General features: G+C 60.2%; 23 protein-coding genes, 1 tRNA gene and 1 CRISPR repeat array. Of the genes, 14 read left to right on the top strand and 10 right to left on the bottom strand.

The genetic code is table 11. The features are described 5' to 3' along the window. Positions 1-53 precede the first annotated feature (53 nt). Positions 54-998 carry a winged helix-turn-helix transcriptional regulator gene (locus tag ACZ5GQ_RS00830; protein ID WP_498856779.1) on the top strand — a complete coding sequence of 315 codons (945 nt, stop codon included), beginning with the start codon at positions 54-56 and terminating at the stop codon, positions 996-998. Here the strand turns inward: ACZ5GQ_RS00830 and ACZ5GQ_RS00825 are convergent. Beyond that, entirely contained in the window at positions 988-2,334 is a 1,347-nt protein-coding gene (locus ACZ5GQ_RS00825) for a BUD32 family EKC/KEOPS complex subunit (protein WP_498856778.1), read from the bottom strand. The genes ACZ5GQ_RS00830 and ACZ5GQ_RS00825 overlap by 11 nt on opposite strands. Further along, positions 2,331-2,591, bottom strand: coding sequence for a DUF504 domain-containing protein (locus ACZ5GQ_RS00820; RefSeq protein ID WP_498856777.1), 261 nt, complete (start codon positions 2,589-2,591; stop codon positions 2,331-2,333). Before ACZ5GQ_RS00820 ends, ACZ5GQ_RS00825 begins: the two co-directional genes overlap by 4 nt. Positions 2,592-2,648: 57 nt before the next feature. Between ACZ5GQ_RS00820 and ACZ5GQ_RS00815 the strand changes: the two genes are divergently transcribed. Beyond that, the gene (locus tag ACZ5GQ_RS00815) at positions 2,649-3,137 is read left to right on the top strand and encodes an HIT family protein (protein WP_498856776.1); all 489 of its coding nucleotides are present in this window, start codon (positions 2,649-2,651) and stop codon (positions 3,135-3,137) included. Between the two features lie 120 nt (positions 3,138-3,257). Beyond that, positions 3,258-3,947: a PHP domain-containing protein gene (locus ACZ5GQ_RS00810; RefSeq protein WP_498856775.1), complete on the top strand. Its 690-nt coding sequence runs from the start codon at positions 3,258-3,260 to the stop codon at positions 3,945-3,947. Here ACZ5GQ_RS00810 and ACZ5GQ_RS00805 read toward each other — a convergent pair. Next, positions 3,931-5,454, bottom strand: a complete 1,524-nt coding sequence (locus ACZ5GQ_RS00805) for a DUF2139 domain-containing protein (RefSeq protein WP_498856774.1) — start codon at positions 5,452-5,454, stop codon at positions 3,931-3,933. The genes ACZ5GQ_RS00810 and ACZ5GQ_RS00805 overlap by 17 nt on opposite strands. Positions 5,455-5,569: 115 nt before the next feature. Here ACZ5GQ_RS00805 and ACZ5GQ_RS00800 point away from each other — a divergent pair, with 115 nt between their 5' ends. The 4 genes from ACZ5GQ_RS00800 (at position 5,570) to ACZ5GQ_RS00785 (ending at position 10,001) form a co-directional block, all read left to right on the top strand. Continuing rightward, on the top strand, positions 5,570-6,259 hold the full coding sequence (locus tag ACZ5GQ_RS00800) for a cyclase family protein (RefSeq protein WP_498856773.1): 690 nt from the start codon (positions 5,570-5,572) through the stop codon (positions 6,257-6,259). Positions 6,260-6,364: 105 nt separating this feature from the next. Continuing rightward, positions 6,365-7,807 carry a B12-binding domain-containing radical SAM protein gene (locus tag ACZ5GQ_RS00795; RefSeq protein ID WP_498856772.1) on the top strand — a complete coding sequence of 481 codons (1,443 nt, stop codon included), beginning with the start codon at positions 6,365-6,367 and terminating at the stop codon, positions 7,805-7,807. Further along, the gene (locus tag ACZ5GQ_RS00790) at positions 7,804-9,360 is read left to right on the top strand and encodes a radical SAM protein (RefSeq protein ID WP_498856771.1); all 1,557 of its coding nucleotides are present in this window, start codon (positions 7,804-7,806) and stop codon (positions 9,358-9,360) included. The genes ACZ5GQ_RS00795 and ACZ5GQ_RS00790 overlap by 4 nt, the downstream gene beginning before the upstream one ends. A gap of 92 nt (positions 9,361-9,452) precedes the next feature. Beyond that, positions 9,453-10,001, top strand: a complete 549-nt coding sequence (locus ACZ5GQ_RS00785; RefSeq protein WP_498856770.1) for a DUF4382 domain-containing protein — start codon at positions 9,453-9,455, stop codon at positions 9,999-10,001. Between the two features lie 480 nt (positions 10,002-10,481). Next, positions 10,482-11,644: direct repeats of the CRISPR family, unit length 24 nt; unit sequence GAAACCATAGGATGGTGTTGAAAC. A gap of 464 nt (positions 11,645-12,108) precedes the next feature. Here the strand turns inward: ACZ5GQ_RS00785 and ACZ5GQ_RS00780 are convergent. Then, the gene (locus ACZ5GQ_RS00780) at positions 12,109-13,824 is read right to left on the bottom strand and encodes an aldehyde ferredoxin oxidoreductase C-terminal domain-containing protein (RefSeq protein WP_498856769.1); all 1,716 of its coding nucleotides are present in this window, start codon (positions 13,822-13,824) and stop codon (positions 12,109-12,111) included. 471 nt (positions 13,825-14,295) lie between these two features. On the opposite strand from ACZ5GQ_RS00780, the gene ACZ5GQ_RS00775 reads away from it, so the two are divergent. From ACZ5GQ_RS00775 to ACZ5GQ_RS00765, 3 genes are read left to right on the top strand one after another with little or no spacing between them, the layout of a single operon-like run. Continuing rightward, entirely contained in the window at positions 14,296-15,720 is a 1,425-nt protein-coding gene (locus ACZ5GQ_RS00775; RefSeq protein ID WP_498857416.1) for an APC family permease, read from the top strand. 11 nt (positions 15,721-15,731) lie between these two features. Beyond that, positions 15,732-16,688 carry a beta-ribofuranosylaminobenzene 5'-phosphate synthase family protein gene (locus ACZ5GQ_RS00770; RefSeq protein WP_498856768.1) on the top strand — a complete coding sequence of 319 codons (957 nt, stop codon included), beginning with the start codon at positions 15,732-15,734 and terminating at the stop codon, positions 16,686-16,688. Further along, the gene (locus ACZ5GQ_RS00765; protein ID WP_498856767.1) at positions 16,663-17,823 is read left to right on the top strand and encodes a DUF1464 family protein; all 1,161 of its coding nucleotides are present in this window, start codon (positions 16,663-16,665) and stop codon (positions 17,821-17,823) included. The genes ACZ5GQ_RS00770 and ACZ5GQ_RS00765 overlap by 26 nt, the downstream gene beginning before the upstream one ends. A gap of 69 nt (positions 17,824-17,892) precedes the next feature. On the opposite strand, the gene ACZ5GQ_RS00760 is transcribed toward ACZ5GQ_RS00765, so the two are convergent. Continuing rightward, positions 17,893-17,979: transfer RNA gene (locus tag ACZ5GQ_RS00760), tRNA-Ser, on the bottom strand. A gap of 127 nt (positions 17,980-18,106) precedes the next feature. Between ACZ5GQ_RS00760 and ACZ5GQ_RS00755 the strand changes: the two genes are divergently transcribed. Next, positions 18,107-18,637 (top strand): inosine/xanthosine triphosphatase, encoded by a 531-nt coding sequence (locus tag ACZ5GQ_RS00755; RefSeq protein ID WP_498856766.1) that lies wholly within the window; start codon positions 18,107-18,109, stop codon positions 18,635-18,637. Here ACZ5GQ_RS00755 and ACZ5GQ_RS00750 read toward each other — a convergent pair. Further along, on the bottom strand, positions 18,612-19,856 hold the full coding sequence (locus ACZ5GQ_RS00750; protein WP_498856765.1) for an FprA family A-type flavoprotein: 1,245 nt from the start codon (positions 19,854-19,856) through the stop codon (positions 18,612-18,614). The two genes, ACZ5GQ_RS00755 and ACZ5GQ_RS00750, sit on opposite strands and share 26 nt — an antisense overlap. Before the next feature lie 188 nt (positions 19,857-20,044). Here ACZ5GQ_RS00750 and ACZ5GQ_RS00745 point away from each other — a divergent pair, with 188 nt between their 5' ends. Together ACZ5GQ_RS00745 and ACZ5GQ_RS00740 are read left to right on the top strand one after the other, a co-directional pair. After that, on the top strand, positions 20,045-20,836 hold the full coding sequence (locus tag ACZ5GQ_RS00745; protein ID WP_498856764.1) for a sugar phosphate isomerase/epimerase family protein: 792 nt from the start codon (positions 20,045-20,047) through the stop codon (positions 20,834-20,836). 203 nt (positions 20,837-21,039) lie between these two features. After that, positions 21,040-21,351 carry a hypothetical protein gene (locus ACZ5GQ_RS00740; RefSeq protein WP_498856763.1) on the top strand — a complete coding sequence of 104 codons (312 nt, stop codon included), beginning with the start codon at positions 21,040-21,042 and terminating at the stop codon, positions 21,349-21,351. Between the two features lie 81 nt (positions 21,352-21,432). Here ACZ5GQ_RS00740 and ACZ5GQ_RS00735 read toward each other — a convergent pair whose 3' ends face one another. Further along, on the bottom strand, positions 21,433-21,612 hold the full coding sequence (locus ACZ5GQ_RS00735; RefSeq protein WP_498856762.1) for a hypothetical protein: 180 nt from the start codon (positions 21,610-21,612) through the stop codon (positions 21,433-21,435). Positions 21,613-21,893: 281 nt separating this feature from the next. Between ACZ5GQ_RS00735 and ACZ5GQ_RS00730 the strand changes: the two genes are divergently transcribed. Then, entirely contained in the window at positions 21,894-23,312 is a 1,419-nt protein-coding gene (locus ACZ5GQ_RS00730; protein ID WP_498856761.1) for a threonyl-tRNA synthetase editing domain-containing protein, read from the top strand. On the opposite strand, the gene ACZ5GQ_RS00725 is transcribed toward ACZ5GQ_RS00730, so the two are convergent. The 3 genes from ACZ5GQ_RS00725 to ACZ5GQ_RS00715 are packed head-to-tail and all read right to left on the bottom strand — an operon-like array spanning position 23,313 to position 25,055. Then, entirely contained in the window at positions 23,313-23,471 is a 159-nt protein-coding gene (locus ACZ5GQ_RS00725) for a hypothetical protein (RefSeq protein ID WP_498857417.1), read from the bottom strand. After that, on the bottom strand, positions 23,468-24,205 hold the full coding sequence (locus ACZ5GQ_RS00720) for an ABC transporter permease (protein ID WP_498856760.1): 738 nt from the start codon (positions 24,203-24,205) through the stop codon (positions 23,468-23,470). The genes ACZ5GQ_RS00725 and ACZ5GQ_RS00720 overlap by 4 nt, the downstream gene beginning before the upstream one ends. Further along, positions 24,192-25,055 carry an ABC transporter ATP-binding protein gene (locus ACZ5GQ_RS00715; RefSeq protein ID WP_498856759.1) on the bottom strand — a complete coding sequence of 288 codons (864 nt, stop codon included), beginning with the start codon at positions 25,053-25,055 and terminating at the stop codon, positions 24,192-24,194. Before ACZ5GQ_RS00715 ends, ACZ5GQ_RS00720 begins: the two co-directional genes overlap by 14 nt. Positions 25,056-25,160 lie beyond the last annotated feature (105 nt).

Raw genomic sequence — 25,160 nt, 5'->3', positions numbered from 1 at the left:
GAGGTATTAAGTTATTTAAGAGTTGAAGAACAGCTGTGCTTTAGGGAGAGCCCTTGCTGGACCAGGTGGACACTGACGTCATGAAGGCGATAGCCGACTACGGGCCACTGACGCTCTCGGAGCTCTCAAGGACGTTAGGGTGGAGCAAGAGTATGGTGCTCAAGAGGGTCAGGAAGTTGGAGTCCCTAGGGCTGGTAAGGGTCAGGGACGAGGGAGGGGTTATAATAATAAGCCCCGGGGGCTCGAGGGCCAAGGCGCCCGCAGTGATAGGCATAGTGAGGGCCAGCGAGTACCCGTACATAATGAGGCTAGTCAAGAAGCTCTCAGAGAGGTATGGGTCCGTTGCAGTGAAAGTATACGACGACGCGCTCCAGGAGGTCATGGACTTAGCTGCCGGCAGGATACAGCTGGCCATGGCCCCGGCTATAACCCTGATAGCCCTCAACAGGCTCACCGCTGGCTCCGTTCACATAGTTGGCGGGGGGAGCCAGGGGGGTGCGGGCATAGTTATAGGCAAGGGGGAGCTCGGCCACGCCACCTCAAGGATGTCCTCTATGGAGCTCTGCGCTGAGGTCAGCAGGCTTGAGCCTCCGAGGGTTTACGCCAACGGCGGCGACAACATACTTAACATGGTGCTCAGGGAGCAGGTGAGGGAGGCCGTCGTCTGGGAGCCATACTTATCTATTGCTGAGAGGAGGGGACTTAAGGTGGAGCAGTGCGACCTGGAGACCTGCTGCCTCCTGGGCGCTAACAGCTCGCTCGAGGAAGAGTACGACAGGATAGCTAAGGCCATGGAGGAGGCGGTCTCCGAGGTGAGGGAGGCAGACCTGCAGGCCTACGCTAACCTTGTCGGGATGCCCTATGAACTTGTAAGCGAGTCAGTCAAGAGCTACAGCTTCCTTGAGAGGCCTGACAGGGAGGTGCTCAGGAGGCTGCTCCCCTACATGAGGTCCGTGGCCATCCCCAGCTCGGCGGTCAACGAGGCCGTCAGGGCTTAATGGACTCTACAGCTGACCTTAGCTCAAAGAAGAGCGGGGGCAGGCTGGCCAGGAAAGGCGCCAGCCTCGCGCTGAAGAGCTGGCCCCTGACCTTCTTCCAAAGGGAGGGCTCAAGGCTGCCGGCGTAGACCCTGAGGGACTCCTTGACCAGGTCCAGGGGGGCGCCGAAGAACCGTGAGTAGTAGAAGAACACTGCCAGGTCCCAGGCGCCCCTCTGCGGCGTGAACTTGCCAGCCTGCTCGACGTCTATGATCCACGCCCCGTCCCTGCCGACGACCACGTTGCTGGGGTTTGGGTCTCCGAGCGCGTAGCCCGACCTGTGGACTGTTGCAAGCACCCTGCCGGCCTCCTGCCAGTGGGCTGGGTCCCTGCTCCTCAGAACGTCGCTGCCGTCCACATAATCCCTTATCATGGAGGCCTCCATGGGGTTTATGCAGAGGGCCAGAACCCTTGGAGTCCTGACGTACTGCCTGAGCTCCAGCAGCCTCCTGTATTCATTTGACGCCCTGCCGGAGGGGGTCTGGATAAAGGGGTACGCCGTTATTGACATCACCCCTGCGAAGAGCCACTTAAAGGTGCCGTAGCCGTAGTCCTTAATGACGACCCTTGAGTTGCCGTCATCACAGAGTAGCGAGGAGTAGAGAAGCGACGACCTCCTGCACGTGGCCCTCTCCATCTCCAGCTCAACAACGTGGGGCGCCCACCTGCACGAGCTGAACAGCACGCCCTCGGGGACCACAAGGGCCCTGTAGGGGTCCTCGAGGAGGAGGCTAGGGGGGCACTCTGAGGACTTCATGAAGAAGGACATGTAGGCGCCGGCCACGCTTATGCCAGCGGCCACGCTCTTCACAATGCCCGAGAGGAGGGATGCCACGGAGCCCTTGACCTTGGACTCACTGAGCTTAACGTAGCCCTCAGGCGTCAGGTCGCCCACCAGCTTGGCGTAGTCACTGTAGACCTCCCCCAGCAGGTCAACGTCGCGGGTGGACTCGTTGAATATGCACGAGTACAGCCACGAGAGCTTTGACATCCTGGCAATTGGGAAGAAGTAGGGCGGCACCTTGGCTAGGCCGACGAGGGACCCCAGCCTGGCTATGGCCTCTGAGGCCTCCTCCACCACCACCCTCGTCCTGTAGGACCTAACTATGCCGGCGAGGTCACTGCTGTACTCAACTGCCGGGAGGAGCAGGGAGGCCAGCGACTCCCCCATAACCCCTAGGCTGGCGTCAAGCTTTAGCAGCTCCTCCCCGACGACGACTTCCCTGCCGTTCACCTTGGGCGTTGCAAGCCCCTCGACAACCCTTATAGTATAGGATGGACCCCTGACGTAGCTCAAGTCTTTAGCCCTCTCCTCCAGGCCTCCCCGTTTGGCCCCCTTACCTCGACCACCCTGTGCAGCGGTATAACAGTGTCGCCGTCGTCAAGTGTGAGGGCCCACTCGCTCACGGCCGCTATCCTTGAGGCGTTGAGCTCCACCAGCCTCTGGCCCGCCTGGGGGTCCCTGTCTATGTAGACTACAGTGTAATCCTGGGGCCTGCCGCTCATCAGGGCCCTGTTTATGACCTGCCTTATCACGCTCCTCCTTTTTGTCAAGGCTCCCGTGCCAAAAGGTTTATTCCGCGTTAATAAGGCTCAGGTGGGTGTCGGCCCGTGGCTGAGGACGACGCGTTCTGCAGGATAGCCAGGGGCGAGTCCAAGGCATACGTTGTCTACAGCGACAGCAAAGTCATGGTTATATTGGACAGGTCCCCCATATGTAGGGGCCACATGCTGGTCATCTCAAGGGAGCACTTCACGGCGGTTGAGGACGTGAGGCCTGACGTGGTCTCAAGGGCCTTCCTAGTGGCGGCAGCCATAGTGAAGTACCTCAAGAGGGAGCTCAAGGCGCCGGGCGTTAACGTGGTAACCAACAGCGGCAGCCAGGCCGGACAGGTTGTGTTCCACTTCCACGTGCACATAATACCCAGGTGGGCAGACTGTCCCCCGCCCATATTCAGCGACGAGGGGACCAACATAACTAGGATTGCCCAGAGGCACAGGCTAACGGAGGCCGAGGCCGCCGAGGTCCTTAAGATGATGAGCGGCGTCACTAACTACATAAAGGAGTACGTTGGGGATGAACAGGGGCCTGGCAGCTGAAGGTCAGCACTCAAGACCCTCCTCATCGCGGGCGCTCAGCAATGCCGAGCTCATCACACTTAAGCGTCAGAGCCTAACGATTATTAATTCAGATGGGGCCTCCTCCGCGCTGGTGGGCTTTTGGTCTGCAGGGCTGAGCTTCACTCCCACAGCAGGGTCAGCGACGGCAAGCCGACGCCCGAGGAGGTAGTGATAAGGGCGACCCAGCTGGGGCTGAGCGCTATAGCGCTCTCTGACCACAACACCTTCAGGGGCTCGGCCCTCGCCCAGGCCTCGGCTAGGGAGCTGAACCTTGACATAACTGTTATACCTGCCGACGAGGTGAGGACCTCAAGGGGCGACGTCCTGGTCCTCTGCCCCTCGCTTCCTGACGAGGACCCGCCCAGGGGGATAGAGCCGCCCGAGCTGAGGAAGTGGAGCCTTGAGAGGGGCTGCATAATGATAGCGGCCCACCCGTTCCAGCCCGGCAGGAAGGGGGTGGGCAGGTACCTGCTCTCTCACTATACAGAGTTCGACGCCGTGGAGGTCTGGAACGCCAGGGGGCTGCCTCCGCTTAACTGGCTCGCGGAGAGGTTCGCCAGGTCAAAGGGCCTCCCCATGACTAGCGGCAGCGACGCCCACGTAATATCCGAGCTGGGGGAGGCGCCGACGGTTGTCTACACGGAGCGGTGCACCGCAGAGCAGATAATAGACGCCATAAGGAAGGGCATGTGCAGGCCCACGAAGGGCAGGATGGGCCTCAGGGCCCTGAGGGAGGCGGCTGAGTGGAGCATAAGTAGGAGGCTTGGAAGGCTCACTGAAGGTCTATGACTATCCTAGCCCTGGGGTCAGGGTCCTCGAGCCTGAACGAGAGTATTGAGCTGCCGAAGCCGCTGAGGTCTATGACGTTCTTGCCTCCAGTTACGTCATAGGTCTCCTCGTAGGCGTCCTGGGCGGGCAGCGAGAAGTCATATTCATATACGTGAAGCCTGTTGCCTCTCCCGGCCCTTATAACTAGCCTTGGCCTGCTGTAGCCGGCCAGCGGTATGCCGCCGAAGACCTTGTCCTTAACCAGGGCCCCTGGCACTGAGAACCTGACGGGCGGCGTCCTGCTCAGGACCTCAGATATTGGCTCTATCATGAACCCCCTGTAGCCTATGTCCAGGGGCAGGGCGTTGTACCTGGAGGTGTTGGACATGGTGTTGGCCCCTATGACCAGCCTGTCCCCCACCGGCTCGAAGCTCGTTATCCTGGCCCCGTAGACGCCGACTATCCTTGCCATGGGCGGGGTTATGTAGAGGAGCACGCTGGGGCCAACTATCGTGTTGGTGGCCCTTGCAACCATCTCCTCAAACTGGTTGGTGGGCCTCACGAGGGACTCCGAGTAGGCGTTAAAGGCCACCATCACGCCTCCCCCTATTGGCTTGGCCACCGTCCTCCTTGAGAAGTAGCCGGAGTCGCCAAAGTCAAAGAGCCTCAGGAACCTCACGGGCTCCGTGTCCTCATCAATGGGGTTACCCACGAAGACCCCTCCCTTGACGAAGAGGAAGAACCTGCCGTAGGCCGAGGCCGCCGGGCCCGTCTGGGGCCAGCTGACGGGGGCGCCGTCCACGGAGCGTTTGCTTATGTCGCCGAGGCTCGTGTAGGTGACCTTCCCGTTGGTGAGGTTCACGCACTGTATCCCTGTGACGGCCTTGGTGAACAGCACGCCGTGTACGTCCTTTATCTGCCGCTCAAGTATGTCAAAGCAGGCGTACTCATAAACGAGGGCCCCCTTGAGGGCAGGCCTCTCTGAGAGCTTCCTGGGCTCGCCCGTCCTGCGGTCAATGCCGTATACTCCCAGGTTTATGGTTCCGTCGCCCCTGGCTATCAGCAGCTCGTCCTGGACAGGGTTGTAGATGATCTCAGAGACCTCGCCGGCCCACTCGTCCCTCCTGGCGGCCCCCTCCTTCCACAGGAGCGAGACCCTCCTGTCCTCAACGTCATAGAAGTGGACGTGGCTGTACTTGTTAACGAACGATATCGTGCCCCTCAGCGAGGACTCAGGGCCCTCGTAGACCGCCGGGGCGTGGACCCAGCCACCGAAGTATATACTGTCGTCCACGGCCTCCACAGCGTTATACGTGTCTCCCCCCGAGGTCGGCAGGGGCCCGACCTGCTCGAACCTGTACCTCTCCACGCCGCTGTCGGTGACGAAGTTAGCTACGGCGTCAAACGCGAGGGTGTAGTAGAGCACCCCCCTGTAGTACTTCAGCCCGAATATACCCCCGCTGCCCCACTCAGGGGCGTAGCTGGGTGGGTGGTCGTGCAACATTCCGAGTATCTCGTTTGTGCCCACGGCTCTGCCCTAGGGAGCCTGTGAGCCAGGGGTAAAAATGGGCCTCAGCCAAAAGGCGGCCCCACGCTCACGCACCTTTATAGTCCTGCCGGCAGCGCAACCCTTAGGGCATGGGTTGGGTAACCTCCTCAGGAGGGTTGTGGACCTCACATGTGACGTCTACAATGGGATGCCCACGTACCCAGGGGACCCGCCGTTCAGGCATGAGTTTGTGCTAGTGGGCTCCAGGGAGGGCGAGGTCACCCTGTCGCGCATTGAGGCGGGCTCCCACTCTGGGACCCACGTGGACGCCCCACTACACTTCATGCCTGGGGGCCTCAGCGTTGACAGGATACCGCCCGAGAGGCTGGTGCTGCCCGCAGACTTCGTTGACCTCAGTTACAAGAGGCCTGGGGAGGCCATAACGTCGAGGGACCTAGAGGGCAGAGTCCATACCGGGAGGGCGGCAGTGCTTTACACCGGGTTCTCAGGTCTAAGGGGGTCCGAGGACTACCTACACGCCTGGCCCTACCTCAGCAGGGACGCCGCTGATTACCTTGCAGGAGTGGGCGTTGGGGCAGTGGTCACAGAGGCCATGAGCGTCTCAGGCTGGGCTGGGGCCCAGGGCTACCCGTGGCCTCCGCTCGTGAGCGAGGAGGACTCAGCCTACGTCCACGTCAGGCTGCTGTCCTCGGGAGTGATAATAGTTGAGGGCGCGTGTAACCTTGGCGAGCTGGCCAGCTGCAGGGACCCGCTGCTGATCATAGCTCCCCTTAAGGTTCGCGGGGCCGAGGGGGCCATGGCCAGGGTCCTTGCCATATGCTAGCGTCGGCAACCCTGATCTGCGGCCTCCCGTAGGGGCCAGCCTTAGGCCATCTACAGCTTAGCGTATATCTCTCAATTCTATATATCTTTTAAAGGGAGATAAACTGTGAGGGTGCTCTTGGCCCTTCCCCCAGACGTTCATAACTTGGAGATCTACAAGGTCACGGGGATGAGGGCTCCTCCCCTTGGCCTCGCTTACATAGCCTCCGTCCTTGAGCAGGCCGGCCACAAGGTTAAGATAATCGACAGCCCCACGAGGAGGCTTAACCTGAGGTCATGGATGGCGGAGGTCAAGTCCTTTGACCCAGACATAATTGGGATTTCTATGCAGACCCCCCTTGCCCCTAAGGGTTACGTGGCTGCTAAGACCATCAAGCAGGAGATGCCTGACGTCATCCTAGTGGCGGGAGGGACCCACCCCACCTACATGTATGACGAGGCCCTTGACGCGGGGTTTGACTTTGTCGTGAGGGGGGAGGGAGAGCTCACCATGCTTGAGCTCACGGGCACCCTTGAGTCAAAGGGGAGGGACTACGAGGCCCTGAGGTCTGTGAAGGGCATAGCCTTCAGGGAGGGAGGCAAGACCGTGGTGACGCCCGACAGGCCGTTCATAGAGGACCTGGACAAGCTTCCGTGGCCGGACAGGGACCTGCTCGACATGGATAAGTACACGCTCTTCAACAAGCCCATAAGGATAGCCCACGTCATGGCGAGCAGGGGGTGCCCCTACGGCTGCATGTACTGCATAACTAGCTACTACTGGGGTAGGAGGTACAGGTACAGGTCAGCCAAGAACGTGGTTGACGAGATAGAGTACCTGGTTAACAGGTACAAGGCCAAGGAGATAGTGTTCACTGACGACGAGTTCACGGCCAACTGGAAGTTCGTGAGGGACTTCGTGGCGGAGCTCAGGTCGAGGGGACTCGACATAAAGTTCTCGTGCGGCAGCAGGGTGGACCACGTGAGCAGGGACCTGATGAAGCTGCTTTATGACAACGGCTGCAACGCGCTGTACTTCGGCGTTGAGTCCGCCAGCCAGGAGACCCTGAACAGGATAGGCAAGAAGATAACCATAGAGCAGGCCAGGAGGGTCTTTGAGTGGAAGAGGGAGCTCGGGGGCTTCGCCACTGGCTCCTTCATACTTGGCTTCCCCTGGGAGACGGTTGACGACATGAAGAGGACCGCCCAGCTTGCAGTGGAGCTCGGCCCTGACTACGCCCAGTTCACGGCGCTGACGCCGTACCCAGGGACCCCTCTCTGGGACTTCGCCGTGAAGCACAACCTGATAGTTGACACAAACTGGGAGCACTACACCACAGTGAGGCCAGTGATCAGGGGCTTCCACTTCACGGCCGAGCAGCTGGGCAGGGCGCTGGTCTACGCCTACAGGAAGTTCTACCTGAGGATGGGCTTCATATCGCAGGAGCTCAGGGCCGGCCGCCTCGGGGACCTTATGTCGGTGCTCGCCAGGGAGGCCCTCTCAGCCTTCGGCGACGCCCTCGGGCATGTGTTTGAGCCCCTCAGGTGGGGCGGAGGTGAAAGGGATTGAGCGAGGGGTTCAGCGAAGACAGGCTTGAGGACGCGGTAAAGGGGCCCTACGTAAAGGATAACGGCAACATAGGGCACCTGCTGGCCGGCATCAGGCTCATATTCAATAATCCAGTCACCAGGGCGTCCCTGAGGCTGGCCAGCAGGACGGTAAAGGTGAAGTACTCAGACGGCACGGAGAGGGAGGCGCCCCTGATATACCACGCGCTCAGCAGGTTCGTAGGAGAGCAGATAGTAGAGTGCCCGCTTTACGCCAGGTTCCTCATACCCTTGATAGACTACACGATAGAGGTCGGCATAAAGGCACTGCACGGCGACGTTGAGAGCGCCAAGAAGTCTATAAGTGACCCAGCTATAAGGAGGGGCGTGTCGCTTGTCATGAAGGGGCTAGGCCTTTATGGGGTTACCGTCCCACAGAAGATGCCAGCCCCCTTCCTGATAGTGTGGAACTTCACCAACATGTGCAACCTGAAGTGCATACATTGCTACCAGAGAGCAGGCGCGCCTACTCCAGACGAGCTGACCCTTGAGGAGAAGCTTAAGGTCGTTGACGAGCTTGACAGGGCGGGCGTGGCCTCCATAGCCCTCAGCGGCGGCGAGCCGACCATACACCCGCACTTCCACACGGTGCTTAAGGCCATAGCGTCCAGGGGCATACATGCCGCGGTCGCCACGAACGGCTGGCTCTTCGCCAACATAAACGAGCTCGAGAAGGCCAAGGAGGAGGGGCTTAAGTACGTAGAGGTGTCCATAGACAGCGCTGACCCTGAGAAGCACGATAAGTTCAGGGGGGTCAAGGGGTCCTGGGAGCGCACCGTCAAGGCCCTTGAGAACGCGGTCAAGCTGGGCATGGATCACGGGATGGCCGTCACCATAACAAAGATGAACATAAATGAGGTCAAGGACCTGCTGGACCTGGCCGAGGACATAGGCGTCAAGAGGGTGATATTCTTTAACTTTGTCCCGACCGGGAGGGGGCTTGATAACGTGTGGCTCGACCTAGACCCCGTTGAGAGGGAGAAGTTCCTGAGGTACATATACTCAGAGATGAAGAGGAGGCCAGGGCTTCAGATAGTGAGCACGGCTCCCCAGTACGGCAGGGTAGCGCTTCAGATGAGCGGAGGCCAGGAGGTGGCCCCCACACACTTCGCCGTCAGCGGCGACCCAATAGTTAAAGCAGTGGCCGAGTTCGTCGGCGGCTGCGGGGCAGGCAGGATATACGCAGCGATACAGCCTAACGGCGACGTGTCCCCCTGCGTCTTCCTCCCAATAACCGTGGGCAACCTGAGGAGGCAGAGCTTCTGGGAAATCTGGACAAGGACGCCGCTGTTTGAGCAGCTGAGGGACAGGGACAACCTCAAGGGGTACTGCAGGGTCTGCCCCTACAGGAACATATGCGGCGGCTGCAGGGCCAGGGCCTACGGCTACTACGGCGACCCCCTGGCCCCGGACCCCGGGTGCATCTATAACTTTAAGGACTGGCAGCAGCTGGCCTCAAGGGCGCCCAGGGTTAAGGTCATTGACGGCGGCGCGCCCTCTGGAAAGGCCTCCTGAGGCCCGTCCCCTGGCTTCCCTAGGCCTCCCGCCCCCTTTCCCGGCCCAGCCCTTTTAGGCGGGCCCCCCTGCAAGGTCCTGGGTGTCGCGAGGTGAAGGCCTCGGTAATAGCAGCCATAGTAATAGTGGTTGCAGTGGCAGCCGCCGGGGGCGCCTACCTGGCCACTTCAAGGTCCCAGGGCTCTGTTTACGTCTACATAAGCGACCCCGGCAGGGCCGGCAACGCCACGGCCTCAGGGATATACCTCACAGTGACATCAATCATGGTCCACTCGGCCAGCACCGGCAGGTGGGTCATTATAACTAACAGGACTATAACTGTGCTCCTCTCAGGCGTGCCCCAGGAGGTAGCCCAGGCGGGCCTGCCGCCGGGGGTTTACAACGAGGTCAGGCTCTACGTGAGCTCCGTTACAGTGCAGGTGGGCTCCATCAACGTCTCAGCGAAGCTGCCAAGCAACGCGCTCAAGATACCGATAGTTAACGGGGGCCTTAACGTGACCGCCGGCAGGAGGGCTTACCTGGTCATATCAATGGGCCCGCACGTGACGCAGGCCGCCGGAGGGTACATCGTGAGCCCGGTGGCGGTCGCCTACGCGTACTACGCGCCGCCTAACGCCACGATTAACACAACCACTGCCTAGCCGCGCGCCCCAAGTTATTACCTTTTTTCCTGTCCACTGCCCGGGGGACCTGCGCAGGGCCCTCGAAGGAGGTTTTTATTAGGACCTGAAGAAAGGGATTGCCCATAGCCTTGGTCAGTCCTCTCACGATATCAACTGTGAGGCTCAACGCTCGTTTGGACGCTTTGTTTAAGTTAATCCTTTTCCCTTTCATTTCTTATTTTACCTTATAAACTATTTAAGCGGGTAGTTCCCATTTGCTTAATGGGAAGCTTAAAAGGGCTGCGCTTGGCAGCCTCCCTGAGACTAACTTAACTTTTCTTAATGATTTTTACATAAATATTTCGGCCTCCCATTTAGCAAATGGGAAGCCCCGGCCTGGCCGGGGGTCAGCTTAAATACCCTGTCAAACAGGACTGAGGGTGGGCCCAGGGCAGGCCAGGTATACCCGGCCCTGGCCACTTGAAGGAAGGCAACCAGTATGGTAAAAGGTGACGCTCAGAAACCATAGGATGGTGTTGAAACGTGAGCATGGTCGCGAGCTACGGCAGCCTTAAGAGCAACGAAACCATAGGATGGTGTTGAAACATTCCGTTATTCGATGGGCTCGTTCCGTGCTACATAAAGTCGAAACCATAGGATGGTGTTGAAACTACCACTTCCTTGCCGTTGTTGCTACTGTTCTTGACTGCGAAACCATAGGATGGTGTTGAAACAGAGAGTAACGGCGTTAAGGTCCGTTGTGTCGACATACGATAGAAACCATAGGATGGTGTTGAAACTCTTCTAAATTTTTAAGCCTCCCACCTCCACATATGAGAAACCATAGGATGGTGTTGAAACTCTACAACTCCCTCCTGAGGATCAAGGCCGAGACCGGGAAACCATAGGATGGTGTTGAAACTTATTAGGTCCTTCGCTGACCTTGGTGGAGCGACAACCATTAGGAAACCATAGGATGGTGTTGAAACCTAACGCTGCAGCTCGGCTCAAATACATCGCTATATGTAGAAACCATAGGATGGTGTTGAAACACCATTACCACCACTCATGCTCTCACGCACAAGTCAACGAAACCATAGGATGGTGTTGAAACTGCAGTCTTTATCAGGTCGGCTATCGGCTTTGCTTCCGAAACCATAGGATGGTGTTGAAACTGTTCTTGGGCCGGGGCCTCCTGGTCCTCGAAACCATAGGATGGTGTTGAAACAGCGCGAGCGCCCCGGCCGCCGGGCAGTCTATACATATACGAAACCATAGGATGGTGTTGAAACATTAATTCATTAACGGTCAACGGCTCTGTAGCGACTAGCGAAACCATAGGATGGTGTTGAAACACGGCCGCGGAGACCAGGAGGTCCTTTATGTCCTCTGCGAAACCATAGGATGGTGTTGAAACCTCCTCGCTGTTATCATCCTCGCCTTGCTCCCGCTGCTGGGACTGAAACCATAGGATGGTGTTGAAACTGTGTAGAGCACTGCATGCCATGTGTAATCATTCTCAAGAAACCATAGGATGGTGTTGAAACGTTCCCTGCGCCTGGGCCTGCGGCTCAGGCGCGGCCTCCGAAACCATAGGATGGTGTTGAAACCCTGTAGCGGTCATAGAATTCCAGCGTGAAGTGGTTGGTATTTTCGTGGAAACCATAGAATGGTGTTAAGGCTGAGTTATCAGGAGAGCTTACTAAAACTCTAAGGAGCCGGATATAGTTTATGTTTTGCTGAAAACGGCGTCGAGGACCTTCATACTGAAGATTACATGAACATAGTTACTCCGCGTAGAAAACTCGCTAACGATAACAATCGCGTAGCTCTCAAGCGCTATGATGACAAAGTCTTTTTATAGCAATGACTGAGACTGCCTGTCCGTTAGGGTTCCTCAGGGCGCCTCAGGGGATGTAGGCGGCCTGGCACGGCCAATTATTGAGGCATTGTTAAAGAAATGGCACTGCAAGAGCCCAACTGCAGGCCCAACGTCACGCCCTCACGACAGCCTTAGAAGCCATAATTATGAGCCGGAGAGGCTCTGGCGCAACTTGCAAGCGACGCTGAGCTGTTAGTGGACCTGTTAAGGTTCAGGGCGCGCCAAAGGTAGCGGCCGCTCGGGCAGCGGCTGCATAGCCAAAGGCTACAGCACGTGTGCAAGCTTCTCAGCCTCCGCGCGCCTGGCCTCTAAGTAAAGCCTTAGGGCCTCCTCAAGCCTGTCAAGGGGCAGCTCGTGGAGGCCCTTCGAGCCCCTTATGGGGAGCCTCAGCGCCTTAGGTATTTCTGAGGCCGAAGGACGGTCGCCGAGCTCCCAGTTCATGAGCCTAAAGGCCGCCACTATAAGCTTGGCGCTCTCCACCAGGCCCTTCTCGGTGAACTTAGCCCCGGTGGCTGACGAGAGAAGCTTAGCGAGGAGCCTGTAGGTCGCTGAGCCCCTGGCAAACTTGCATAGAGGCGCTGAGTCTAGGAGGGCGCTCATGTCCTCTCTGTCTATCAGGAGCCTCACCACCTCTTGCCCTAGAGACTTCAGGGGCACGCCGGCGGACACGAGGTCAGAGGAGTATACCATGGGGCCTAGGTGGTCGGCGCCTCTATAAGAGACCAGGTAGCTGAGGGCCAGGGGCCATATAGCCCTCGGGTCGTAGGCCGGCGGCGACATGCCCCTCACGTGGACGGCCACGTCCTCAGCTCTGAGCCTTCTAGCGGCCTCGGCCACGCCGTCGGCCAACATTGCTCCAAGGCCTCTCCTGTACGCTATGTCGTTAAGGAGCGCCCTTGCGCCATCGTAATCCCCAAACTCCGGCCCCTCTCTTAGCCTCCCCTCGGCCCTCAGCCTCATCACGAGGCCCACAGCGTTGCCGGCCTCTATGGCGTCAAGGCCGAGGTCGTTAGCCTCGGCCACGAGGGCCGCGACCTCGGCCGGGTCCCCGACGCCTATTAGGGAGCCAAGGGCGTAAGTTGAATTGAACTCAGGCTCCGAAGTCCTGCCGTCGGAGCCTCTGACTACGAAGTGGCACGCTATTGGACAGCCTAGGCACGAGTCCCTGCCCCTGACGGAGCCTGAGGCCAGAAAGCCCTCAAGCCTGAGCCCCTTCATGTCACCTAAGCCCGTAGAGGTCCAGTACCTTGACGGCAGGTAGTCATTGTCATCAGCTATGTTAACTATCCTCAGCGTCCCGCTGCGCCTGTAGGCAGAGGCCGTGGCGTCAGCCAGCAGGGCCTTGGACAGGGACGCTGCCTCAGCCTCAAGGCCTGGCTCCGGCCCAAGGGGGGCCCTGAAGACTATGGCCTTGAGCCTCTTGGACCCCATGACGGCGCCAAGGCCTCCTCTGGCGAAGACCCTGCTGCCCGAGTGAACCGCGGAGGCAAACCTGACCAGGTTCTCGCCGGCTGGCCCTATGACCACCGTCGAGGAGGTCCTCCCGTACCTCTCCTTGAGCCTTGCCTCGGTCTCCGACGTCCTCAGCCCCCAGATGTCGCCGGCCGCCTCTACCCTGGCCCCAGAGCTGTCAACCACGAGCACTGAGGGCTCTGGCGCCGTACCTATGACCTTGACTGCCAGGAGGCCAAGCCTTGCCATAGCCCTTCCAAGGGAGCCGCCGACGCTGGAGCCACCTACTAGGCCAGTGAGCGGGCTCCTGAACACAGCAAAGGCCCTGCTGGCGGCCGGCACCTTGGTGGCGGCGAGAGGCCCCGTGGCCAATATCAGCGGTGACTGAGGCGAGAGGGGCGGGGCCAGGTAAAGCTTGTCCCTTAACATTAGGTAGGCGGCAAGGCCTCTCCCGCCAACCCACCTGCTGAGGGTCTCGCCGTCCAGCTGCTCAAGGCGAGCCTTGTTGGCCGACAGGTCAACGCTCAACACGCCGTATTTGCTGATCATACTACATAGAGAACATCTGTTCTCGTTTATAAGGGCTGCGCAGCCCCTCAAGCAGGGCCGCTTAACTGCCCTTGCCGACAAGAAAATCACTACGCTGCGTAGAGCTAGGCGGTGAGGCGTAACCGCTGGGGAAGAAATTACCTTATTTACTTAGAGTTATGCGGCCCGGGGCGCCAACCCAAGGCCCCAGAAGCCCATCCGGTCTCTGAGCTCTACGCCCGGGAGGGCTGATGACAGCGACAATAAGCTGTCACGACGACGTCGGCCAGGAAGTCACGGGAGCGACGTGCCGCGGCGACCCCCTCAGGAGCTCCGTGGAGTCGCCGTGGGAGGCTCTCCCTCCCTCCCGTTAGACCCACGGGCTTTTGAGGCCTAAACTGGGCGGACCAAGCGGCTTCTACTGAACGTTCAGCAAGGCAGGTGTACGCCCCTACTTACATCGTTCACGCGGTGCCTCAGTTGGGCCAGCTCGCTAGGAGGGCGACGGGGCTAAAGGGCCTCATATACAACTCCCTCGCGGGCCAGGCGCCGGCCTACAGCATAGCGGGCGGCGCGGCCCTCATAATGCAGTACGCCCTAGGCGCTGCCCCCCTGGCGATGCTAATAACCACGGTTGGCGTCATGACTATAGTATATGCGGTCTTCGTTCTAGCCAGGAGGTACCCCCACGCGGCCAGCTTCTACGAGTACGCCGCCAGGTCCCTGGGGCCCCGCGCGGGCTTAATCAACGGGCTGATCTACACGGTGCTCTACAGCGCTACCCTGGGCCTGGGCTCCGTGGCCATAGCCTTCGGCTACCTGGCGTCCCAGGGCCTTGAGGCCTCCACGGGCGCCCTCGTGAACCCGGCATACCTAATGCCCCTGGTGGTGGCGCTGGCCCTGGTCCCGGCCCTCCTGGGAGTGAGGCCGAGCGTAAGGTCTGAGGTAATCATGACGTCAGTCGAGGTCGCAATACTCCTGTCCTTTGCGGCCCTCTCAATAGCGTCCAACTGGGGGAGGCTATCAGTGGCCCCCTTCACGCTCCAGGGCGCCTTCTCTAGCCAGCCCCTCAGCGCGCTGGCAGCCATGTCAGGGGGCATGGTGTTCTCCATAACCTACTTCATGGGCTTTGAGGTCTCCACTCAGCTTGCCGAGGAGGCCTCGGACCCCAGGAGGGACGCCCCGCTGGGCACGCTGGCGGCGACGCTGCTCATGGGCCTGCTTTACGTGCTTGTGACCTACGCCATAGTAGTAGACCTGGGCCTATCGAGGCCTTCCATAGAGTCCTTCGTCAGCGCCGCCAGCTCCGGCGCCAACCCAATATACAACATGATAGGCAGGTACCTGGGCCCCGCAGGGAGGGCCCTCTTCGCCGTGGCTGTTGTGCTGAGCGTCTACAACTGCTACCTGGCCACCCTGAACGCCACGGCCAGGATGTTCTACGGCATGGCCAGGGACGGCCTGATGCCAAGGGCCCTGGCAAGGACCAACAGGTTCAAGGCGCCTTCCAACGCCCTGTACCTGAGCACTGCCCTGGCGGCCGCCACTGCGGCGGCCAGCTACGCGGTCTCATACTTCAGGGGAGGCGGCCCGGTGGCGGTGGCCTACAACGCGATGCAGTATGACTACGCCCTGGACTCCCTGTTCTACGTGGCCTCCCTCATAATAGTCGCGGCCTCTGCCTTCAAGGTTACCTCGAGGGCTGGCAGGCTGGTCTCAGCGGTGGGGGCGGCCCTGCTCTCCCTGGCCTTCTACTATTCGCTCAGCAGCATCTACGCGCTCGCGGCCTTCGCGGCCCCAATAGCTGTAATGGCGGCAGTGATTGGGGCGAGGGGCCTAAGGAGGCGTGTAGGCGAGGGGCCCGCAACCCACTTTTACCTTGATGGCAGTCCTTGACGGGGGTCCCCTTGAGGTACGTTAGGGTCTTCGCGTCTAGCCACCTGCACGCCGGCAACCTTGACCTGTGCGGCGACATGGGCAGGCTCTACGGCACGGTGGGCTTCACCCTGGAGGGCCCGGGCATCGTCGTCAGGGTTGAGGAGTCGGACTCCATAGAGTCAAACGACCAGCACGCGCTCCAGGCCCTCAGAGCGCTAAAGGAGAAGTTTAACCTGAGGGGGGCCCGGGCGACAGTTGAGAGGGGCTACCCCCCTTACTCTGGCCTTGGCTACGTCACGGGCCTCTACTTCGCAGTGGCCGAGGGTGTGTCAAGGCTCTACGGCCTCGGCCTGAGGCTCGAGGACGCAGCCCTTGCGCTCAGGAGGGGCCTGGTGACCGCCCTGGGCCTCTACGCGGCCAAGGTCGGCGGCTTCATAGTTGAGGGGGGCTTCAGGAGGGACATGGCTGAGAGGGAGGTGCCCCCGCTTATCTTCAGGGGCGACATACCGAGCAGCTGGGTCTTCATAGTAGCCCTCCCCTACGGGCCCCTCCCGGGGATACAGAGGTTCAGGGCGAGCTCTGAGGGCAAGGCGCTCTCGGAGGTCAGGGAGGACTGCGGCCTCGCCTCCAGGCTCTCAAGGCTTGTGCTGATGAAGATGCTCCCCAGCTTCGTCGAGGGCGACCTCAGGGGGTTTGGCGAGGCGCTGACGGAGTTCAACAGGTCGCTGGGGCTGGCCTGGTCAAGGTACCAGGGAGGCATATACTGCTGCCCCCTGGTCGAGAAGGGCATTGAGATTATGCTTAGGCACGCCTACGGCGCCGCCCAGTCCTCCTGGGGGCCCACGTTCTACGGCATAACTGACGACGAGGGGGAGGCCGAGAGGGCCGCCTCGGAGCTCAGGGAGCTCCTTAGGGCAAACGGAGGGGGCGAGGTGCTCATAACCAGGGGCAGGAACAGGGGTGTCGAGGTGGTGGACTACGGTTAGGGCCCTCGGGACGGACTCGGGCACTAAGAGCTACGACATCTTTGGCTTTGACGACGAGACTAACGAGGTCATAGCGGACGAGTCGATACCGAGGGACTACATGGTCAGGGACCCCGAGGCCGTGCTCAGGAGGCTCAAGGAGATAGTGAGGGAGAGGAAGGCTGACGTTATAGTGGCGTCAAGCGGCTACGGGATACCCCTCAAGCTGGCCAGGGAGGCCAGCGACGAGGAGATCGCGCTCGCTACCTTCATATCTGCTGAGGACGCGGCCAGGGGCCACAGGATACTTGGCCTCAGGAGGCTCCTGAAGATGATAAAGGAGGACCCGGAGCTCAGGGACGTGACCTACTTCACCCCGGGCGTGGTCCAGCTGCCCACGGTGCCGGCCTACAGGAAGCTTAACAGGGTTGACATGGGGACCTCTGACAAGGTCTACAGCGCCGCCCTGGCGATAGCGAGGCACGCCGAGGCGTTCAACGTGAGCTACGACAAAGTTAACCTAATAGTGGTAGAGGTCGGGTTCGCCTACACCTCAGCCATGGCCGTCAGCTCCGGCCAGCTGGTCGACGGGGTCGCCGGCACCGCCGGCTTCCCGGGCTACCTGGGCTCCGGCTGCGTTGACGGCGAGGTGGCCTATGCCATCTCTAACGTTTCCAGGGTCACTAAGGAGATGCTCTTCGCCGGAGGGGCCGCCTACCTGGGCCAGGGGGACCCCTTCAAGAGGCCCGTGGAGGACTTCGTCTCAGCCGGGGGCGAGGGCTACAGGGCGCTCCTGGAGTCGGCGGCCAAGGACGTCATGTCGCTCCTGGTCTCCACGAGCCCTCAGGCAGTCTACGTCAGCGGCAGGTTCTCGAGGGTTGACGGGTTCGTAGACGACCTGGACAGGGCGATAAACGGGGGCCTCTCAGGCCTCGGGGCTAGGCTCAGGGTCATCAAGCTCAGGGCGAGCGGCAGGGTGGCCAAGGAGGCCGCGGAGGGCGCGGCTGTCATAGCTAACGGCCTCGCGGGCGGCAGGTATAGGAAGCTGGTGGATGTCATGAGGCTGAGGGAGAGCTCTGGGTCAATATTTGACCACGTGACCATGTTTGACAGGGAGGAGCTGAGGAGGGCCTACTCCGAGCTCCTAGGCGTCTAGCCCTGGGCGCTATCAGGAGGGGCGCGCCTTCAAGGCAATGAGGGCGGAAGCCGCATGGTTAAAGTAGGTTGGCGCCGCGGGCGGGATTTGAACCCGCGCGGGGTTTCCCCCACCGGCTTAGCAGGCCGGCGCCCTGGCCAGCTAGGCGACCGCGGCACCGGTTTAATGAGGGAAGGCAAGGTGCTTATAACCTTTAACTCCGCCCGGGCAGCTCCTGCACGCGGGTAAGGGCCTCAGTGATGTGTTACCTCCGGCACTAAGGGCACCGATGAGGTGAAGGCATTTGGCTGAGGGGCCCTGCGTTGACGTGGCACTGGGGAGCCAGAACCCAGTCAAGGTTGCCGGCGTCAGGGAGGCATTCGAGGCCTTCTACGGGTGCGCCAACGTGATCCCTGTTAGCATTAACGGCCTGCCTCCCCAGCCAGTGGGCCTCGAGCAGACCAGGAGGCTTGCAATACTCAGGGCCTCAAGGGCCCTTGAGGCCGTCAGGGCCAAGGTGGGGGTTGGCGTGGAGTCAGGCATATTCAGCGTCGACAGCGCGTGGTACGTCATCACCGTGGCCTGCGTGGTTAAGGAGGGCAGGGTGGCCTGCGGCACCTCCCCGGCCTTTGAGGTGCCCGAGGACCTCGCCAGGGACTCAATGAGCTCTGAGCTTGACAGGGCCGTCGAGGCTAGGTACGGCATAAAGGACATAGGCTCAGGGGAGGGCATAATAGGGCTCATGACGAGGGGGATAGTTGTGAGGAAGGACCTGGTCAGGTGGGCCTCTCTGATGGCGCTGGCTGGGCTCAGCGGCCTCCCTCAAGCGCCTTGAGGGCCTCCTCAGCTATCCTCTCGCCGAGCCTGTCCAGGGCCTCCAGCTCCTCCTTCCTCGGCCTTGTCCTCAGCGTTACCAGGGGCTCCACTACCCTGAAGCCGGCCTTAGTTAGCATGTCAGCTGCTAACTTCGCCACCGGGCCCCAGCCGTAGCTGGTGACAACCCCTGCTGCCCTGCCCCTGCCGAACATCTTGACCTGGTAGGTGTAGAGTATATTGTTTAGGGGCATCGGTATCGACGCGTCATAAGTGGGGAACACCGTGAGCACGGCAGCCGAGTTGTTGCTGTAGCTGAGGGCATACGACATGTGCTCCTCGGCGGCGTCTATGAGCCTCACCCTGAGCCCGTGGGACTTAACTACGTCGCTGAGCCTCCTGACGGCGTCCACCGTGTGGCCGTACATGCTTATGTAAAGTATTGAGACCTCCGGCTCAAGCCTTGGGAGGGCCCAGTCGTAGTAGAGCTTCACGGGGAGCCTTGGGTCACCCCTGTAGAGGGGCCCGTGGGCGGGCGCTATTACCTTAACCTTGTCCAGCACCGCGGAGAGCTTGTTGAGGGCGTCTATCGTGTTCTTCGTGTACCTCCCCACGATGTTCACGTAGTACCTCTTGGCCTCCTCTATGTAGTGCTCCATCTCAAGCTGGTCGTCGAAGAGCCCTCCCCTGAGGGCCACGTAGGAGCCAAAGACGTCGCACGTGAAGAGCACTGCGTCGGTCTCATCAAGGGTTACCATGGTCTCGGGCCAGTGGAGCCAGGGCGTGTAGATGAACCTGAGGACCTTGCCGTTGACCTCAAGCCTGTCGCCATCCTTAACAGGCACCAGCCTGTCCTCGGGCACGTCGTAGAAGTCCCTTATCATCCTGGCGCCAATGGCTGATATTAACACCTTGGCGTTCCTGGCCCTCCTCAGCGTCTCCTCCAGGGAGCCCTGGTGGTCCGGCTCAAGGTGGTTCACAACTATGTACTTGACCTTATCCATGTTGTCCACTACCTTGCTCAGCTTGGCAAGGTAGAGGTCCGTGTACTCCTCCTCGACGCCGTCAACAAGCACGTAGCCGTCCCCAGCCTCTATGACGTAGGCGTTGTATGATATGCCCTCAGGTATGGGCCACATGTTCTCGAACCTCACCTTCCTGGTATCGTTGACTCCCACCCAGTAAACTCCGTCAACTACCTTGACGGCGGAGCTTAGGTCCACATAGCTCACTGCTATCACCTTATTCTAACTTAAGCCTATTAAAACTTACATTTATAAGTTTTTGTCCCTTAATTAGAAGAAAATTTTGTCTGAAAAGATGTATACTTTTGTGCAGTAGACAATCTCTTCTATTAGAACTGTCCTCATAAAGCCATGCCTTCCAGAGCTTAAAAACTTAGAGCTGGCTATCACTGGCGGTGGCGCACTTGAGGGTAGCGTACGCTACTATGCTTTACAGGACGCTGCCCCCGGCCGAGGCGGTGGCCAAGCTGCACAACATGGGGGTAGACTACTATGAGCTGAGCTATGACAACTTCGCTGGCAGGAGGGGCCAGGAGGACGCCCTGCTGGAGGAGACCCAGGCCGCCCTGAAGCGCCAGGGCTTCACGGTGTCAAGCGTGCACCTGCCCTACGACAAGCCCACGCTCGACATGCTGGCCCAGGGCAAGGAGGGGGCAATAACGCGCATGATACGTTGGATGAGGGCTGCCAGGGACATGGGGGCCACCATAGTTGTCATCCACACGCTCCCCCTCAAGAGGTCAGAGCAGGCCATAGAGGCTAACGTGGGCGTGCTGGGCAGGCTTGCCAAGGAGGCCAGGGAGCTTGGGCTCACCATGGCAGTTGAGAACAGGCTCGAGGGCGACATGGTAGGCTCGAGCGTCGACGAGCTGATCAAGATAGCCAGCTCCGTGGAGGGCCTGAAGCTGTGCATAGACGTCGGCCACCTCAACGTTAACACCAAGAGCCCGCCCGACGAGATAAGCAAGGCCTCCCAGGCGAACCTGATAGCTGAGGTACACGCTCATGACAACGACGGCTACGCCGACGAGCACGCGCCGCCTATGACTGGCACGGTGGACTGGTACAGGGTGGCTGGGGCCCTGCTCCACTTTGACGGCCAGATAACGTACGAGGTCTCCTGCAGCGGCCCTGAGGCCAAGTGCGACAACTACGTGAGGCTAATTAAGATGGTCAACAAGAACGTCTTTGGTTAGGAGTGACCGCCGCGCCTAATTGCCCTGCGCCTGAGGCTGCCGGTCCAGGGCCCTGGGCAGCCTTCTGATAAACAGGAAGGCCGCGCCTCCCTGAGGCCTTAGTTTATCTGCCCCACTAGGTTGCTAGGAGCTTTTCAGGACATGAGGCCTCAGCGCGCCCTGCGCAGAGCTGCGATGGCTACTGCTGTGGCCACAACAGCGCTATGAGGGCCACGGCAACTAGCAGTACCATGGTGTTGGCGCCTGAGGCCGCGAGGTCAGAGACCTGCCTTTTAGTGTTAGTAATAGTCGAGGTTATAGTTGTGCTCTGCGGCGTGGTGGTGATATATGATGGTGAACTTGGCTATGTAGTCGCTGATAGCCCCGTGATGGTCACTACCGGCGCGGGCCAGCCCGTCGGGACGCCGGTCACGTTGGTCTTGGGAGGGGAAGGCCCTTGGGATAGGCGGGAGGCGGGTAGTCCGTGTTATTTCCAGCTATATAGTGTAGAGCTCGCCGCGCACTTCGAGCTCTGAGGGCATGGGGCTACAGGCCAGCGAGAACCCTGTTCCATTGGGGTTACAGCCAGACGTTGCCCCAAACTACCTTGCCTTCAACTATGTTCCTGCCGGGCTGAGGCTCAAGTTCCAGTAGGCCCACGCGTCCACTATTTGTACGTCCTGCCAGTCGTCGAGGACGTTGTTGCATATAACGTAGCCAGTTGAGTTGTAGAGGTAGATGCCGACATTGTTGCCAAGTATGTAGGAGCCCTCAATTACGACGCGAGGGCTTGTCATGCCTGCGCCGCAAGGGTGTAGGCCCAGGGACTGGGCCGTGAGGTCCGCGTGGTCGCGTTTACAAAACCCGTTTGCCTCACATACAACAGCAGGGCGTTCCTGAGAACTTTTTGGATTGCAGTGGTGTTACAGCGTTTCAAAGAAGGCACGGGCCCCCGCACAAGGCGCGGCCCGCCGAAGCTAGGCCCCGGCTAACCTTCAGGGCTGCTGTCACATAGCTCGAGGCCGTTAACACAGCTGGTCATTTTAACCCTGGCAACATCTCCCTAAGGGGCTCAGCCTTGAGGCTGCTCATGATACACGTCTCAGAGATCAAGTTCTGGGCCGTGGAGGAGGCCATAGACAACCCGCCCGACCCGCCCTCAAAGTTTGAGGGCAAGGACTGCGTGGTCGGCTTCATAAGCGTTGAGGAGGGCGACACGCCTGACCTGGCGAGGCAGGCCGCCATGGAGATAGCTGAGCACGCCAGGAGGTCCGGCGTCAAGTGCGCAGTGGTCTACCCCTTCGCCCACCTGTCGCCTAGCCTTGCCCCGCCCGACGTGGCCGCGGAGGTCCTCAGGAAGGTTGAGGACGAGCTTAAGTCCATGGGCTTCCAGACCGCCAGGGCCCCGTTCGGGTGGTACAAGGGGTTCACGATAACTTGCCCGGGCCACCCGGCCTGCGAGCTCTCGAGGACAATAACAGCGCCCAAGGGGCCTTGGTACCTGCCAGGGGACGGCTCCCAGCTGGGGGTTAGGGAGGCCATAGAGAGGGGCCTCCTGCCCAAGGAGGTAGAGGTGGGCAGCCCATGGGACAACGAGTCCCTGGGCTCCCAGTCAAAGCTGGGGCTCACCAGCGGGGGGCTCACGTCACTGGGCGAGGTGGCCATAAGCGCTTTGTCGTCGTGGGCGGTTGAAAGGCTTGGGCTGGCAAACGTTGAGACCACAGGCGGGGGGCCCGAGCAGGTCTACGGCATAGGGGGCCTCGCAGCCGTCCTCAGGTCGTGCCTTGACGCCGGCAGGTACGCGGAGTCAGGCTTGAGGGTCAGGTCGCCGCTGCCAGGGGCTGACATGATAGTTGCCCCCACGGACGTCGGCGATGAGACGATGGTAAAGATGTTTGACGAGCTGGAGGAGGGCATATCAAGGGACCTGACGTGGATCGACGCGGGGACGTCAAAGGGGTTCTCGATACCCTACGACATTCAGTACTCCCTGAGGCTCCTGGCTTACAGGACTAGGGGAGGGGGGCTGGCGGCCCTGGGACTCCATGGCGTGGTGAGGGACAGGCGGGTGACGTGCGTTGGCCCCCTGAGGCTGATAATGTCGTCACTTGTCGACTTCGGCCTTAAGCTGGCCGACTCCGGCAAGACACCATACCTGCCCTTCTGGCTGTCCCCCCTCCAGGTGGCAGTCATACCGGTCAAGGAGCAGCACGTGGAGTACGCCAAGAGGCTCCTGCAAGAGCTACTTGACGTTGGCGCCAGGGCCTACCTTGACCCGCCCACGAAGGGCCTTGGGGCCAGGGTAAGGGCTGCCGGCAAGGCCTGGGTCCCGATAATAGCCGTCGTGGGGGACAAGGAGGTGGAGAGCAACACTGTCAACATAAGGAGGAGGTGGCTCCAGGGCCAGCAGGAGGTGGTTCAGGCCGAGGCGCTGGTCGAGGAGGTGTCCCAGCTCCTGGCCTCAGGCCCTGGCAGGAGCTTCCAGCCGCCTGAGTAGCTAGTCCTCGCTCCTGCCGAGTATTTCATGGAAGGTGTTCCTCTTGCACCTGGGGCAGTAAATGTAGATCCTGTTGCTCTTCAGCGTGCTCAGGTCCATGCCTGTCTCAAGGCTCCTCTCGAGGCCGCACTCGGTGCACCTGACCTTCCACGTCGTCAATCCTCCCACCTTCCTAGCCACAGCCCTAACAGGGCGTATGCGATGTTCTCCACTATAAATATGCCTAGCAGGGCGAAGGACGGCGGGTCACCGGCCATGAGCTGCTGCAGGAAGACGGCCGCAGGCGTGGCAGGGGACACCATGAGGGCGTAGAGGGCTGGCCTGGGGAGCGCCGTGTAGGGGTAGTATATGGGCGGTATCATGGTGAGGAATATGGAGAGGAAGGATGCCAGCCCCCACGAGTTCCTCACGTGCCTCAGCCTGCTCCCGCCGAGGAAGGCGAGCCCGGCGCCTCCAACGGCCAGGAAGAGGAGGGACACCGCCAGCACGGCCCACTCGAGGGGCGTCGTCAGGACCCTGAACACTATTAACAGCGCCAGGAAGACAGCAAGGCCTGGGAATGAGTAGAGGAGGTTCCCGAGGCCTATGCCGACCAGGTACTCTATCGGGCTCACGTCGGCCGCCACCAGCAGGTCCTGAAGCTTTATCTCGAGCTTCATGAAGGCCGTGTCGCCCAGCGCGCTCAGGGCGTTGCTGGTCACCGTTGAGATGATGCCGCCAAGTATGGCGTAGTCAATAAGCCTCCCCCTGCTGAGCATGTATATCATGAATAGCAGGGCCAGCGGCCAGGCCATGTAGGAGAGCACCCAGCCAGGCCCCCGCTTAACTGAGGACCAGCCGTAGAACCAGGCGAAGGTAAGCACGAACCTTGGACTCAGCTTAAGCCTCGCCATTTCCCTCATCCTCGCTCAAGGGCCTGACGCCGTTTATTATGAAGACATCGTCAAGGTTGACAGGCCTTATTGTAATCTTGAGGCCGTCGCTTATGAGCTCCTTGGCATCCTCAGGGGTCATATAAGATATTGCCAGGCCCCCTATGTTTATGTCGCCGTAGCCCTCGACCCTGACCTTGCCCTGGAGGGGCCTCATGAGCTCCTCAAGGGTTCCCTGGGCTATCACCCTGCCCGAGTCAAGGAGCACCAGGTACTCGCACAGGGTCTGGGCCTCCTCCATGTCGTGGGTGGTGAGGAGTATGTACGACTTAAGCTGCCTCATGGCTCCCCACGTCTCAAGCCTTGACAGGGGGTCGAGGCCAGCGGTGGGCTCATCCAGGAACGTGAGCTCCGCCTGGGCGGCCAAGGCCATGGCCAGGAACACCTTCCTCTTCATGCCGCCGCTGAGCTCGTCAGTAGCCACGTCCATGAAGTCCCCGAGGCCCACCTCCTTGAGCACCCTTCGGGCCGCCTGCTTGGCCTCAGATATCGACCACCCCCTGGCCACAAGGTACATAACCACGTGCTCGTAGGGCGAGGCAACCCCCATGGGCCTGGCCTCCTGGGGTATGCTGCATATCCTCTTCCTCAGCGCCTCTCTGTCCGCGACCACGTCAAGGCCCAGGACTCGAGCCTCCCCGCCCGTGGGCCTGAGCTGAGTTGAGAGTATCCTAACAAGCGTTGTTTTGCCGGCCCCGTTTCGACCTATTATACATGGGACTCTGGCGTTAAGCCTGATGCTAACCCCCTTGAGGGCCTCAACCCCGTTGGGGTAGACCTTCCTTAGGTTCCTGGTCTCAATGACGTCCAAGGTCCTCACCTTGTTGGGATCCTAGTGTCAGTGGGTTGCCTTGAACCCTATTAACTGCTACCTAATGCCTCGCGAGAGGTAAGGCCTCACTTGTAATAGCTTTCG

The organism is Caldococcus noboribetus, assembly GCF_055389385.1.
This window is presented reverse-complemented; position numbering and strand designations above follow the sequence as displayed.

What these genes read in the sequence shown, in the direction of transcription:
- ACZ5GQ_RS00740 (WP_498856763.1), top strand. Translation starts at nt 21,040, where the DNA reads ATGAGGGCCACGGCAACTAGCAGTACCATGGTGTTGGCGCCTGAGGCC.
- ACZ5GQ_RS00735 (WP_498856762.1), bottom strand. Translation starts at nt 21,612, where the DNA reads ATGACAAGCCCTCGCGTCGTAATTGAGGGCTCCTACATACTTGGCAAC.
- ACZ5GQ_RS00720 (WP_498856760.1), bottom strand. Translation starts at nt 24,205, where the DNA reads ATGGCGAGGCTTAAGCTGAGTCCAAGGTTCGTGCTTACCTTCGCCTGG.